At 34.5% G+C, this 12,559-nt stretch carries 15 protein-coding genes and 1 pseudogene; 6 read left to right on the plus strand and 10 right to left on the minus strand.

Annotated elements, in window-relative coordinates; all coding sequences use genetic code 11:
- Positions 1 to 7: 7 nt before the first annotated feature.
- Complete coding sequence (locus tag AC1M36_RS09465; RefSeq protein ID WP_174102545.1) at positions 8 to 592, minus strand: GNAT family N-acetyltransferase; 585 nt, start codon at positions 590 to 592, stop codon at positions 8 to 10.
- A 255-nt stretch (positions 593 to 847) separates the two neighbouring features.
- Positions 848 to 2,317, minus strand: a complete 1,470-nt coding sequence (locus AC1M36_RS09470; RefSeq protein ID WP_479845818.1) for a flavin monoamine oxidase family protein — start codon at positions 2,315 to 2,317, stop codon at positions 848 to 850.
- Positions 2,318 to 2,501: 184 nt separating this feature from the next.
- Between AC1M36_RS09470 and AC1M36_RS09475 the strand changes: the two genes are divergently transcribed.
- Entirely contained in the window at positions 2,502 to 2,705 is a 204-nt protein-coding gene (locus AC1M36_RS09475; RefSeq protein WP_000831893.1) for a DUF3896 family protein, read from the plus strand.
- A 92-nt stretch (positions 2,706 to 2,797) separates the two neighbouring features.
- Positions 2,798 to 3,799: an LLM class flavin-dependent oxidoreductase gene (locus tag AC1M36_RS09480; protein ID WP_336453506.1), complete on the plus strand. Its 1,002-nt coding sequence runs from the start codon at positions 2,798 to 2,800 to the stop codon at positions 3,797 to 3,799.
- A 46-nt stretch (positions 3,800 to 3,845) separates the two neighbouring features.
- Here the strand turns inward: AC1M36_RS09480 and AC1M36_RS09485 are convergent, their stop codons facing one another.
- From AC1M36_RS09485 to AC1M36_RS09495, 3 genes are all read right to left on the minus strand, one after another.
- On the minus strand, positions 3,846 to 4,799 hold the full coding sequence (locus AC1M36_RS09485) for an alpha/beta hydrolase (protein WP_336453507.1): 954 nt from the start codon (positions 4,797 to 4,799) through the stop codon (positions 3,846 to 3,848).
- Between the two features lie 287 nt (positions 4,800 to 5,086).
- The gene (locus AC1M36_RS09490; protein WP_336453508.1) at positions 5,087 to 5,542 is read right to left on the minus strand and encodes a DUF3939 domain-containing protein; all 456 of its coding nucleotides are present in this window, start codon (positions 5,540 to 5,542) and stop codon (positions 5,087 to 5,089) included.
- A gap of 95 nt (positions 5,543 to 5,637) precedes the next feature.
- Entirely contained in the window at positions 5,638 to 6,081 is a 444-nt protein-coding gene (locus AC1M36_RS09495) for a Dps family protein (protein WP_336453509.1), read from the minus strand.
- Between the two features lie 240 nt (positions 6,082 to 6,321).
- On the opposite strand from AC1M36_RS09495, the gene AC1M36_RS09500 reads away from it, so the two are divergent.
- Positions 6,322 to 7,362 (plus strand): YkvI family membrane protein, encoded by a 1,041-nt coding sequence (locus AC1M36_RS09500; protein ID WP_336453510.1) that lies wholly within the window; start codon positions 6,322 to 6,324, stop codon positions 7,360 to 7,362.
- Positions 7,363 to 7,393: 31 nt separating this feature from the next.
- Here AC1M36_RS09500 and AC1M36_RS09505 read toward each other — a convergent pair whose 3' ends face one another.
- The 4 genes from AC1M36_RS09505 to AC1M36_RS09520 all read right to left on the minus strand — a co-directional run bounded on the left by AC1M36_RS09505 (position 7,394) and on the right by AC1M36_RS09520 (position 10,268).
- Positions 7,394 to 7,762 (minus strand): DUF3979 family protein, encoded by a 369-nt coding sequence (locus AC1M36_RS09505; protein ID WP_336453511.1) that lies wholly within the window; start codon positions 7,760 to 7,762, stop codon positions 7,394 to 7,396.
- Between the two features lie 187 nt (positions 7,763 to 7,949).
- Positions 7,950 to 8,264 (minus strand): hypothetical protein, encoded by a 315-nt coding sequence (locus tag AC1M36_RS09510; RefSeq protein WP_336453512.1) that lies wholly within the window; start codon positions 8,262 to 8,264, stop codon positions 7,950 to 7,952.
- Between the two features lie 243 nt (positions 8,265 to 8,507).
- On the minus strand, positions 8,508 to 9,557 hold the full coding sequence (gene rsgA, locus AC1M36_RS09515; RefSeq protein WP_336453513.1) for a ribosome small subunit-dependent GTPase A: 1,050 nt from the start codon (positions 9,555 to 9,557) through the stop codon (positions 8,508 to 8,510).
- Positions 9,558 to 9,740: 183 nt separating this feature from the next.
- Positions 9,741 to 10,268 carry a DinB family protein gene (locus AC1M36_RS09520; RefSeq protein WP_336453514.1) on the minus strand — a complete coding sequence of 176 codons (528 nt, stop codon included), beginning with the start codon at positions 10,266 to 10,268 and terminating at the stop codon, positions 9,741 to 9,743.
- 199 nt (positions 10,269 to 10,467) lie between these two features.
- On the opposite strand from AC1M36_RS09520, the gene AC1M36_RS09525 reads away from it, so the two are divergent.
- The 3 genes and pseudogenes from AC1M36_RS09525 to AC1M36_RS09535 all read left to right on the plus strand — a co-directional run.
- Complete coding sequence (locus tag AC1M36_RS09525; protein WP_336453515.1) at positions 10,468 to 10,815, plus strand: DUF4257 domain-containing protein; 348 nt, start codon at positions 10,468 to 10,470, stop codon at positions 10,813 to 10,815.
- Positions 10,816 to 10,899: 84 nt separating this feature from the next.
- Positions 10,900 to 11,124, plus strand: coding sequence for a hypothetical protein (locus AC1M36_RS09530; RefSeq protein WP_336453516.1), 225 nt, complete (start codon positions 10,900 to 10,902; stop codon positions 11,122 to 11,124).
- A 118-nt stretch (positions 11,125 to 11,242) separates the two neighbouring features.
- Positions 11,243 to 11,443, plus strand: a pseudogene (locus AC1M36_RS09535) (ArsR/SmtB family transcription factor); the annotation flags it as partial.
- Positions 11,444 to 11,483: 40 nt separating this feature from the next.
- Here AC1M36_RS09535 and AC1M36_RS09540 read toward each other — a convergent pair.
- Complete coding sequence (locus tag AC1M36_RS09540) at positions 11,484 to 12,434, minus strand: S8 family peptidase (RefSeq protein WP_479845797.1); 951 nt, start codon at positions 12,432 to 12,434, stop codon at positions 11,484 to 11,486.
- Between the last annotated feature and the right edge of the window lie 125 nt (positions 12,435 to 12,559).

The raw sequence follows: 12,559 nt of genomic DNA on the forward strand, positions 1-12,559 counted from the left end.
TAATACATTACAGCTCTGCTTTCTCATATTTGTTTCTTGTCATCGCAAACACACATGTATCCCTGAGTCCGCTACCATCTACTGCTGCACCGCTACTTTCTAAAATACCCTCTAATTTAAAACCTAATCTCTCAGGTATCGCTCTACTTTTTACATTTCGTGAATCACAGCGAATCTCTACCCGGTTTGCCTTTAACTCTGAAAAAGCATAATCCATAATCCCTTTCGCCGCCTCTGTCATATAGCCTTTTCCACCAAAGCGAGAATCTATCCAATATCCAATTTCAAATTTTGGTATTTCCCAATCAATACGATGCAATCCAGCTGAGGCTACAAATTCGCCAGTTTCTTTTAAAAATACTAGTAATCTCAAATCTTCACGTTGTAAAAATTGAATATGTGACCTTCTTATACTCGTTTCGATTTCTTTTTCTGTTTGCTCCTTTTGAGCGAACACCATCCACGGTTTTAGTTCTTCTATCGATGCATTGATAGCTTCATAGACCGCTTTTCCATCCCCTGGTTTCGGCATTCGAACAAAAAGCCTGTCTGTGTAAAATTCAGAAGGAAAATCAAGTAATAACGGATTCATTCCAAACACCCCTTATTTTTCTTTTATATATAATAATATTTAATCTTAATCATATAGTAAATGTTTTTTCTGATTTTTCTAACCATCCATACTTCACCTTATAAAAAATCGTTAAGATAACATACCTCTCCCATCATTCCTGTCACAAATATTATTTATAAAGCCAATCAATCTCAGCTTGAAAATTATTTTCTGCTTCCATCATTTTTCGTCGCTAAGCCATTCCTTTCAAACAAATAAACACTATAATCCCCGCTATCTCAATTGATTCACCTCTACAGCTGTACGTATTCCAGACTCAATCGCTCCTTGTATCCATCCATGATAAAGCGTTGTATGATCTCCTGCAAAATATATTTTCCCCTCTGGTTTTACAATCGCCGGTTGCAGTTCTGTTTCTTGACCAGCTTGAAAAATAGCAAATCCTCCTAATGCATATGGATCTAATGTCCAACTTTTGGATACTCCTGATATAAATTCATCATATACTTGACCGCCTAATATAGTTGCTAAGTTTTGTAATGTATAATAAATACGATCACCTTTCGTTTGTCCATCCCATAATAATGCATCATACGACCAAGTATAACTCCCAAGCATCATAGCCGGTCCCTTCGAACCAATTCCATGACTAGGATAATACGCATAGCGGATTGGTAAATCTGTAATAATCCTCCCCCCTAATTGACCCTGTTCTTCCCAAAAACGGCTTTTAAATTGAATTCCTATTTTCGTAGCCGCCATATAATGTAGTTCACGAATTGCTTTCCACTTTTCATGTGATACAGAATCGAAAGGATCAATTTCAACAAAGCGCATTGTGGAAAACGGAATTGTCGTAATAACTAAATCACCTGTTATGCTACTATATTCAAACGTTTCTTCATGCCTACAATAAGCCGTTACTCCTTTTTCATGCTGATGAAGCTTCATCAATTTTTGATTGTATATAATATCATCCTGTAACTGAGGTAAAAATGCTTTCGGTAGTTGATCATTGCCCCCTGTAATTTCACAAAAACCGCTTTCTTCCTGCAGTATATATATAAAACGTAATGTTTCAACAAATGATCTTTCTAAAAATCCTTCTAAATCTAAAAGTACACCAATCATCTCAATTGTTACTGGTGAAAAGTACGTATTATATTGATAAGGGTGATACTTTAAAAACTGTGCTGTTGAATACTTACCAAAGTCTTTTTCAACAATTCCCCAGTTTTTATCTGGATTTCTTTTAATGAAGTCAATAATTGGCTGCACTGCTAGTAATAATAATTCCTCAGATGTTTTTCCTTCCTCATTCATTGCTACCGGATAACGTAATACACTAGGGGTCTTTTCATACTGTCTTAATGTTGTTTTTCTACCATTCACATAAATAATATCTGTCTCATTTCGATTAATAAAAGGAGTTACTTGTAGCCCGAATTTTCTTATATAAGCCATCGTTAGTGTATGTATATAAGGAATACGCATTGCTCCAACATCTAAATATAATCCATTATCCTCCATTCTAATCGTCTCAATTCGGCCTCCTATACGATTATTCGCTTCTAAGATTTTTACATGATGTCCTGCACTCTTAAGTAACGATGCTGATACTAAACCAGCCATTCCAGCACCAATTATAATGATTTGTTTTGGCTCTACTGTTTTCGGTAGTCCTTTATCAATAATTTTCAGCATTTCATCAGTTACAACATGGGATTGTGTATGCACTCGCATCATTCCACCCCTTACTTTAAAAATACAAAACAGTGATTCTCTGAATTGTATTCACAAGCATAGTAGAACAACACATTATATTTCTGAATATTCACTAATAATTCACAGAGATTTGCTCTCATTCCATCTTTCTTATCATATAATGAAAATATAGATAGGAAATGTAAGGAAAGGATTGATTCAAATGAAACGTACTTACGACTATCTTGAAACAAAAAAACATTTAGAATTGAAAAAACAATTATTATGTAAAAAATTATTAAATGTAAATTTAACTGAAGAGGATCGAAATCAAATTAAGATGGAGATCGATAACTACGACTATATTTTAACTTTAGTGGACATGAATCATTATGAACGAGGAATTTCTCATAACAAGCGGATGTGAAAACATTCGCTTGTTTCTTTGAGCATTTCTTTACGCATTTTTCGTAAGTAAATATATAATAGAATGTACATTAAGATAGAGAGGTATATTCTATGATAAAATTAAGCGTATTAGATCAATCACCTATTTCTGATGGCAGTACAGCAACTGAAGCTTTTTCCAATACCGTAACACTTGCACAGGAAGTTGAAAAACTAGGATTTACTCGCTTTTGGGTATCTGAACATCATAATTCTGTCAGTTTAGCTGGTTCAAGTCCTGAAGTGCTCATATCTCATATTGCAGCGAAAACAAATCGTATCCGTGTGGGATCCGGCGGCGTTATGCTTCCTCACTACAGCTCATACAAAGTAGCTGAGAACTTCCGGGTATTAGAGGCACTTTATCCGAATCGAATTGACCTTGGAGTAGGTAGAGCACCAGGTGGTATGCCCATCGCAACACGTGCGTTACAAGAAGGAAAAATGATTTCTCTTGATCAATATCCTGAGCAAATACAAGATGTAGCAATGTACCTACATGATAAAATTCCTGAAAACCACCAATATGCAAATCTAAAAGTTTCACCTAGTATTCCTACTGCACCTGAAATATGGATGCTCGGATCAAGTGGAGAAAGCGCTATGATAGCAGCAAAACAAGGAGCTGCTTTTGCCTTTGCTCAGTTTATTAACGGCTATGGTGGCCCTGAAGTGATGAAAGCTTATCAAGAACAATTCCAGCCATCTTTCTTAGGAGACAAGCCAAAATCAATTGTTTCCATTTTTGTTGTTTGCGGAGAAACAAATGAAGATGCCGAGAAAATCGCGTCTAGTCTAGATTTATCAATTTTATTATTAGAACAAGGAAAACGTACAACTGGTACGCCTTCCATTGAAACAGCACAAAACTATCCTTACAATGCCTATGACTTTTTCCGCATCAAAGAAAATCGTCAACGTATAATCGTTGGAGATCAGACACAAGTAAAAAAGCAAATCATGGAATTGAGTAAAGCATATAATACAGAAGAATTCATGATTGTAACCATCACTCATCAATTTGAGGATAAATTAAAATCGTATCGTTTATTAGCAGAAGCTTTTAATTTATAATATACAAAAAAGGCCCATCACACTAGATGGACCCCTTTTTTGTATATTATAAATCTGTCCCCTTAATATATCTAACTGCTTCTTGTAAGGTTTCTTCAAAATTTTCTGGATAATCATGTTTTAAGCCTTCTATAACTTTATATTTATACTCTACATTTTTCTTTTTTAATAATGCCACAAACTTCTGTGTACATTCAAAGCAATCTTCATCCTGATCTCCACAAACAATATATCCTTTGATATTTCTATCTTTTAATGTGTTCAACAATTTTTCCCACTCTTCAACTTCAGGGAGCCATGGTGCTACGAAAATAAATCCTTTTACTTCTATATTTTCTGTTAATATTGTATGTAGCGCTACCCTTGCACCAGCAGAAAATCCCCCGATAATTGTATGACCTGGCTCACCATAATTGTTCGCTATAATACTTTCATAATGTACCTTTAACTCCTGGGACCCTTTTTCCACATTACCCCAAACATATCCTTCTGAAAATTGAATTTGAGACGACTGCGGCAATGCTAATAAATAACCTTGAGACACAGCTGATTGCCAATATGGCTCTGCTATCTTTATATTTTCTTGATCCCCATGCAATGCAATGAATAAATTGTTATGAATCTTGCTATTTCCTTGTAGCATTTTCAAATGAAATTGTTCAGACTTCTTTGCTAGCTCTTCTCTCTCTTTACAGAGCTGAATCATCTGATGAAATTCTTCATATCTATGAAGAGGTTTCAAATCATCGTCTGTCATTAAATACTCATGGCCATACCAAAACTTATTTTCTATAATCGCTTCTTTCATTATATGTAAAGCTTCTTTCTCAAGCCCAGATGCGCTTGCTAATGCATATTTAAAATTATATATTTGAGCCTTATTACCATCAGTTACTTTATCAGCGTTTTTTGCAATATATTGATACGCTTCCAAACTACCGTTCTTTACATAACATTCTAATGTTCCATTTAACAAACCAATATAAGTGATGCTACTCATCGATCATTACCTCCCGTAACCTTTTTCTCTAAAAACTTTTATATCATCTTAAGGCTTCAGCAGATGAGCACTATGATAGTCTCGCCATCTATTAACAGTAGCTACCGCTATCCTTAGGGCACCGTTCATGAATTAAATTATAATTTTTCATTATACATCACTCCTTTCTGCTACTCTTTTATCATTTAATCATAATTTGACAGAATAATCAATCTATTAATCAATATATAACCTCATTCAAATTTCTTAAAAACAAAAAACAACAATTTATAAATTGTTGTTTTTTGTTAAACAATATTCTTTTTGCTCTTATCTGGTTTACTTGAAACTAAATAATGTTTCTCTGAAATATATAATTTCCGCTTTAATATGCGATCTAAATATGGTGCTAGTTTCATTCCACATATGAGACGATCTTGATCATTTTCTACAATAGGAAACATTTCTTTTTCTGTAACATATTGGTCTACTGCTCTTTGCACAATATCAATCTCTTTTACTAGTTCTAAATTATCCTCTGTATGTTCAAATACCTCAAGCGTTTCCTTCGTTATAATGAACGTATTTGTAGGAAATGCTGGTAAATACGGCTTTAACAAATCATAATTCACTGTATAATCTTCATTGACTAATACTGTATAAACAATATTTGCGTTTTTTTCTAGAAACTGAGCCATGGCTTGCTCTAATTCATCTTTCGTAATTTGCCTCTCCTCTTTTCCACTTTTGAAAAAGCGAAACATTGCATCGCCTCCTTTTACTATATTATACCATAAAAGGAAAGCTGAAAAATCATAAAAAAACCTATTGAAAGAATTTTCAATAGGTTTTTTATAGCTTATTTTAAAAATGCACTTAACATCCAAACATGTTGTTCTAATGTTGTATGAATCGCTAATAGCATATCTGCTGATGTTTCATCTCCAGCTTCACCCGCTACTTCCATACCTTCTTTTAATTCTTGAATAATTGCTGAAAAATCATTTACTAATGCTTGTACCATTTCTTCAGCTGATTCCTTACTTGAACCTTCATGTACTGTCGATGTTTCTAAGTACTCTTTCATTGTTGCTAATGGTTTTCCTTCTAGCGCCAAAATACGTTCTGCTAGTTCATCAATATACGTTGCTGCTTCTGTATAAAACTCTTCAAATTTTTCATGTAATGTAAAGAAGTGTGGGCCTGTTACATACCAGTGATAGTTATGGAGTTTTACATATAACACATTCCAGTTTGCTACCTGCTTGTTTAATACTTCAACAACATTTGTTTTCGTACTCATTCAATCCACTCCTCTTATTATTTTATAATCATTCTCTTTTAATAATACATTCTTATTGTACCATAAATTCCCTACTCGTCCAAATTATCCGCTTATATGTAACAAAGTTGCAACAACTTTAATCATTCCCTAATGTTGAAAATCCATGCCTCCTTTCTTTTACTTCATATGTCTAATTGTCCAAGCTCACACATATGCATAATAATAGGTCAAGCTCATCATAGTAGAAAGAGGGATTACATGGATAATCAGCAATGGCAAGTAGCTAAAAAAGTTGCTGCTACTTATATTGGAACTGTCGTCGGGGCTGGATTTGCAACTGGGCGAGAAATTGTTGAATTTTTTACGATTAACGGATTGTATGGAACAATTGGAATATGCATAAGTGGAATTTTTTTCATTTGGCTAGGTACAAAAATGATGTTACTTTCTTCACAAATCGGTGCATTTTCTGCTCAGGAATTTAACAGATATTTGTTTGGTGATGTATTTGGAAACGTGATAAACACTTTGTTATTACTCGTGCTTTTTGGTGTAACAAGTGTTATGCTATCAGGTGCTGGCGCTGTATTCGAAGAACAACTTCGTCTTCCACGACAACTCGGTATTTTCATTACAGTTATCGCATGTATCATCATTGGTAGCCGAGGATTGCAAGGTGTATTTGAAGTAAATACACTTGTCGTACCCATTATGATGATTTTCATTATCGGACTTGCTATTACAACTTTTATTCATGGTACAACACCTATTCTTAACACTGTTCCTACAGAAGACTGGAATATGAAGTGGGTAACAAGTCCACTTACATATGTCGCCTTAAATCTTTCTCTCGCCCAAAGTGTTCTCGTACCCTTAGCAAGTGAAGTAAAAGATCGAAAGGCGATTCTATGGGGTGGAATTTTAGGAGGAGCGGGACTATGCTTTATTTTATTATGTAGTCATTTAGCCATTTTATCTGTTGATCAATTTTATCAATATAACATTCCCATGGCTGAAGTAGTAAGAAGGTTTAATGCTACTTTTCATTTTTTCTTCGTCCTTATTATTTTCGGAGAAGTGTTTACCACATTAGTTGGAAATGTATTTGGGATGACAAAACAAATGCAATCTATCACTGGTTGGAAGAGCAACAATATTGTTTATTTTATTTTATTAATTAGTTATGCCTTTAGCTATATTGGTTACAGTGAACTTCTTCACATCTTGTATCCAATCATCGGATGGGTGAGCATTATTCTGCTTCCAATAATCGCATATAAACAACTAGAAAAAACATAGTAAAAAGCATCCGTTATGTACGGATGCTTTTTCACTCACAATCTTCACAGATTTCCCAATATAGCCCCATTTCCACTGCGAGAAATGGTTTGAATTGTAATCGAATCATTCGGCTTGGCATACGCTCTAAAACAAATTGAACTCCGTCTTCATCCTCTTCTAACTCGGTTTTTAAGATTGCTATTCGTTGTATGGTTGTAATTGGCTGACCCTCTTTATATAAAGTAATTCGTAACTCGTCATATTCATTAAAAAATAACTCTACATTCATATGTTCTGTTGATACACTATTAACAATTGAATACTTACCATCTTCTTCTTGGATTACATATCTCCAGCCATTTTTCCCATCTTCCATTGGAGCAGCTTGAAATAATAACATCAAATCCTCGTATAGCATAAGATAACCCCTCTCTTACTAAAAAACAATGAGTATTTTATATACCCTTTTTCTCTATTACTATCAAGGTTATTGTACCATACATCACTTCTCTTTCCTTATTCATCTGCCTAATAACTTTCCTGCTATAATAGGAATCCACAAAAACAAAACAGGAATGATATTTATCATCCCTGTTTGTTTTCCATTAAAATACTTTTCCTGTCGCAGCTAAAGCTAATACCGCTATTAAGCTTGCAAAGAGTAATGATACAATAAAACTAAAAATCGGCAATATTTTCTTTTCATTCTTTTTAAACAATAGTCTTAAACTAATCACGATATTTAATGGCACAAATATAAAATAAAAATATTTAATAAATTGCGCGATACCATTTGAACTATTTAAAAGTGTTTTAAACACAAACACTTCAATCAAAAAGATAAGAAAAAATGAAATACTTACCCAAAATGAGACATAGCTAAGCCAAGAATGTCTTTTTGTTCCCCAGTACACTCCCATAATCTTCTCCTTTATACATAGTCTACTTTACAACAATTATACACGTATACAACAAATTCCTTTATTTTTCGACGATAATTTTCTATTTTTCAACTTATAACTTTTACGGGCAGTAAGACCCATCTAACTTCTTTGCTTTCGCTTAATTTTGAGATAGGAGTCTTACTGTTCTAAAATAGTGGGATAAAATAAATAACAAAAAACCAAAAGCATTTTATTAGCTTTTGGTTTCTCATTCTATTCCTACTTTTTCCGATTCTGCTTCGCTATTTTTTTCCACTTCCCCCGTTCAGCACGCGCAAGCACCGGATCTTGTTTTCTCATTGCATATGCAATCTCTTTTTGCAGCTTTTTATAATTCTGCAAACGTTTTGCCACTAAAACACCATTCTCAATAGCATTGCGAATCGCACACCCCGGCTCATTCTCATGTTCACAATTCCGAAAACGGCAACCCTTTGCTAATTCTTCAATATCAGAAAACGTAGCATGGATCGCTTCGCTTCCTTCCCATAGTTGGAGCTCTCTCATCCCTGGCGTATCGATCACTAAACCACCACTCGGTAATTGGAACAACTCACGATGAGTCGTAGTATGTCGCCCTTTACTATCCTCTTCACGAATACCGCCTATTTTTGCAACTTCGCTTCCCATTAACGCGTTTAACAAAGTAGATTTACCTACACCAGATGAACCAACAAGGGCAATCGTTTTGCCAGGAGCAACAAATTGTTGCAATAATTCAATTCCTGCTTGTTGCAAGCTATCAACTGCAAATATTGGAACGCCAATGGCTACTGCTTCTGTTTCCAATATTTTTTGCTCCACATCTTCACACAGATCACTTTTCGTCAAAACAATAACAGGCATTGATCCACTTTCATAAGCTAATAATAAATAACGTTCAATTCTTCTTACATTAAAATCATGATTAAGCGCATTTACTAAAAATAAATAATCAACATTCGCTGCTATAATTTGTTCAGCCGTTCTTTCACCGGCTGCTTGTCTTGAAAAAGAGCTTCTTCTTGAAAAAACACCATGAATAATCGCTTTACTTTCCTCTTCTATTTTCCTTATATGCACCCAATCACCAACTGCTGGATAATCACCTTTAGCTAGCGCTTCATGACGAAACTTTCCAGATAACTCAGCGATATATTCACCATCTTCACACATAATACGATACATATGTTTATGTTCTAATAAAATACGCCCTACTTCAAATTGCTCTAAAGATTCCTCTTCAAAAAAAGAATCCCATCCAAATGATTCTAAACGATTTTGATTCAAATTTTATATCCTCCCTATTTTGAGCCCAGTGGAAGGATAGCGCGGTTCTTTACAAATTCCCGCTCTTTCCGTCCACCTTTGTATTCGTTTTAACATTCATATCAATAATCATCGCCATAATACATCACTCCGTTCTTCTTTTAGTTAATCTCATTATATGTAATATTATTTTGAAAAGCCACTTTATTTAACGGAATTTTCAGATATACGTTTTTTTATCATTCTTATTTGTCCACGATGGCTAATCTCATCCTCTAATACATGGAACCATAAATAGTACTGATTAAATACGACTCCGTTTTCCCATCTTCCTTCTGACATTAACCATGCATCATCTTTTTCTCTTAAATATTGCAAAGAGTCTTCTCTTACTTTATTTAAAATTTGTATGTAGTATTGCACTTCATTCTTATAAATTTTTCTTCCCTCTTCTCCTAAGAAAAGAGCGTCATTCCAGTCCTCCAACTCCTCTTTTGTAAAATCTCGATTTTGAAAAGAAATAAGCTGATGAACTTTTTCTATTGCAGCAATATGTTTTAATAAGGCACCAATAGAATTGCCACCATCGACCAAGAAAAAATCTAACTGTTCTACTGTTAAATCTTTTATTTCTTGTAATGTAACCGCTCTCGTATGTTCAAGCATACTAACAAGTTGCCCGATATTGGGCGTATAATCCTCTACGCTTCTTATTCGGTAATCTATTTGCATTTTCTCATCCTCCTTCTCTAAATTTATAATAATGAAAAAAAACGTCATATAATAGACTGAAATATACCAGAATTTTCTGTTATAATGAAATTGAACATGCATGTAGTCAAACCAAATTTTCTCAATATTTGTATATGAAATTGAAAAAGGATTACTTACAACGTAGTCCGAATTTTATATACTAAAAGGAGTGGATTTGATGGAGATGTATCAATGGCTAACTGCTGTTCTCATTGGTGGCGTTACTGGTTTCGTTTCCCATCTTATCAATAACCAAGGCAAGTTATTGCTTCCACGCCGTTTAAAAACATTTTTTCACCTTGGTTTTTTCACTGATATTTTGACTGGTAGTCTTGCTGCACTTCTTGGACTTGTTTTATTCGATGCAACAACAGTAAAAGAGATTATAAAAGTTTCTATTGTGACTGCCATCTCTGGTCAAACCTTTTTACTACACCAAGCTCTTGGTGGTGAACAAGCAAAGAATGCTCAAATTGGAAAAGCGGATGAGAAAATTCAAGAAATTGACAAATTATTACGACGTTAATATGTACTTCCCTTTAAAAATATTGTTATAATGTATAAAAATATTTCTGAATTGCGTCGTTTGTCAGAGGAAAGGGTGTTTCGTATGCCAAAAAAGAAAATAGAAGATTTCTTAACCGACTCTGAAAAAGAGGAACTGATAGAAAACTATAAATGTTTACGAGCAGCCCGCACAAAACGTGAAGCTAACCATTTTGGTGAATCTGTGAATCACCTATTAGATAAAGCGAAGAAACGAATTATTGAAGAAGCAGGAATAAAGGATGAAAATGCTGCAACTGTTCAAGCTAAACGGAAAGCACTGTTTTAGTAATGTGTCTAAAACAGTGCTTTTTTGTTTATTTCAAATTTTATATCTTTAAGAAAAAGCCCCCTGCCTTTCTCCTACTCCTTTCTTTATATATCGTTCACTTTTTCTAAACACTAGTAATGAACAATCATGTGGTTCACTAAATATTCCTGTAGCAAAATCAACCTTATCCCATCATTTTAAAGTTTTACGTGAATCTGGTGTTATGTACACTCGTCTAGAAGGTACGCAACGCTTTGTTTCTATTCGAACAGAAGATTTAAATACTAGATTTCCCGGATTATTAGATACTGTCTTGCAGGCAACAGAACCGTATTAAAAAACATCTCATATCAATATGAGATGTTTTTTAGTAACAACTATTCTTTTAACAAATCTATTAATCCATTTCCTTCTGATGTTCGCTCATACCCTAAAGGTACAGTGCGTTTAATAAGCTGTGCATAAATTTCTGGCTCTGTTAACTTTCTACCATACTCTCTCTCACATTGCTTAATAAGAAGTGCTAATGCTCCGGCAATGTGTGGCGTAGCCATTGATGTTCCGCTTAATACCGCATATTTTCCTTTTGGATAAGTAGAGAGGATCCCTTCCCCCGGTGCTACTAAATCAATTTCTTGATTTGAATTACTAAAGCAAGCGAGTTTTCTTTCTAAATTTACAGCTCCTACTTCAATTACTTCTGAATAAGCACCTGGAAAGTCTAATTCTTCCGTTTTATCACTGCAATCCCCATTGTTTCCTGCAGCGCATACAACAAGCACATCTTGTTTCACTGCATGTTGGATGACTTCATGTAACTCTGGAACATCTTGTGGTCCTCCAAGTGACATCGAAATAATTCGTACTCGTTCTTGGTTAGGTCCTCTCCAGCGCACTGCATAATCAATCGCCTCAATAATATGCTGATAGTTCCCAGAACCGTCCCCAGACAACACTTTTAATACTAGTAATTTAGCAAGCGGTGCAACACCTAGAACACCAACCCCATTTTCTGTTGCTGCAATTGTTCCTGCAACGTGAGTACCATGCCCATTATTATCAAGATAAATATTGGGGTTGCCTTCATAATCCTCAGTGAAGTTTCTCCCACCAATAATTCGATTTTTTAAATCTACATGATTTATATCACAGCCTGTATCTAATACTGCCACGACAATATCTTGTCCTTTTACACTCTTTTCCCAAACCTCAGGAGCATGAATCAGTTGTACACCTGGTGGAATTTCGTTTACTTGCTCAACTACTTTATCTACCGTAAACGGAATTAATTGAATACCTTTTTGTTTATTGGCCGTACTACTATTCATCTTAATCCCTCCTAAAAATATATTAATCTCTCCTTTTGAATACGCTTACACTTATTGATAACATTTTGATAACATTCGTTTTCCCGCTCCTATTTTCCTGCTTCATAATTTTTTCTCAATATAAA

It is taken from the genome of Bacillus sp. Medicinal_06 (assembly GCF_056711665.1).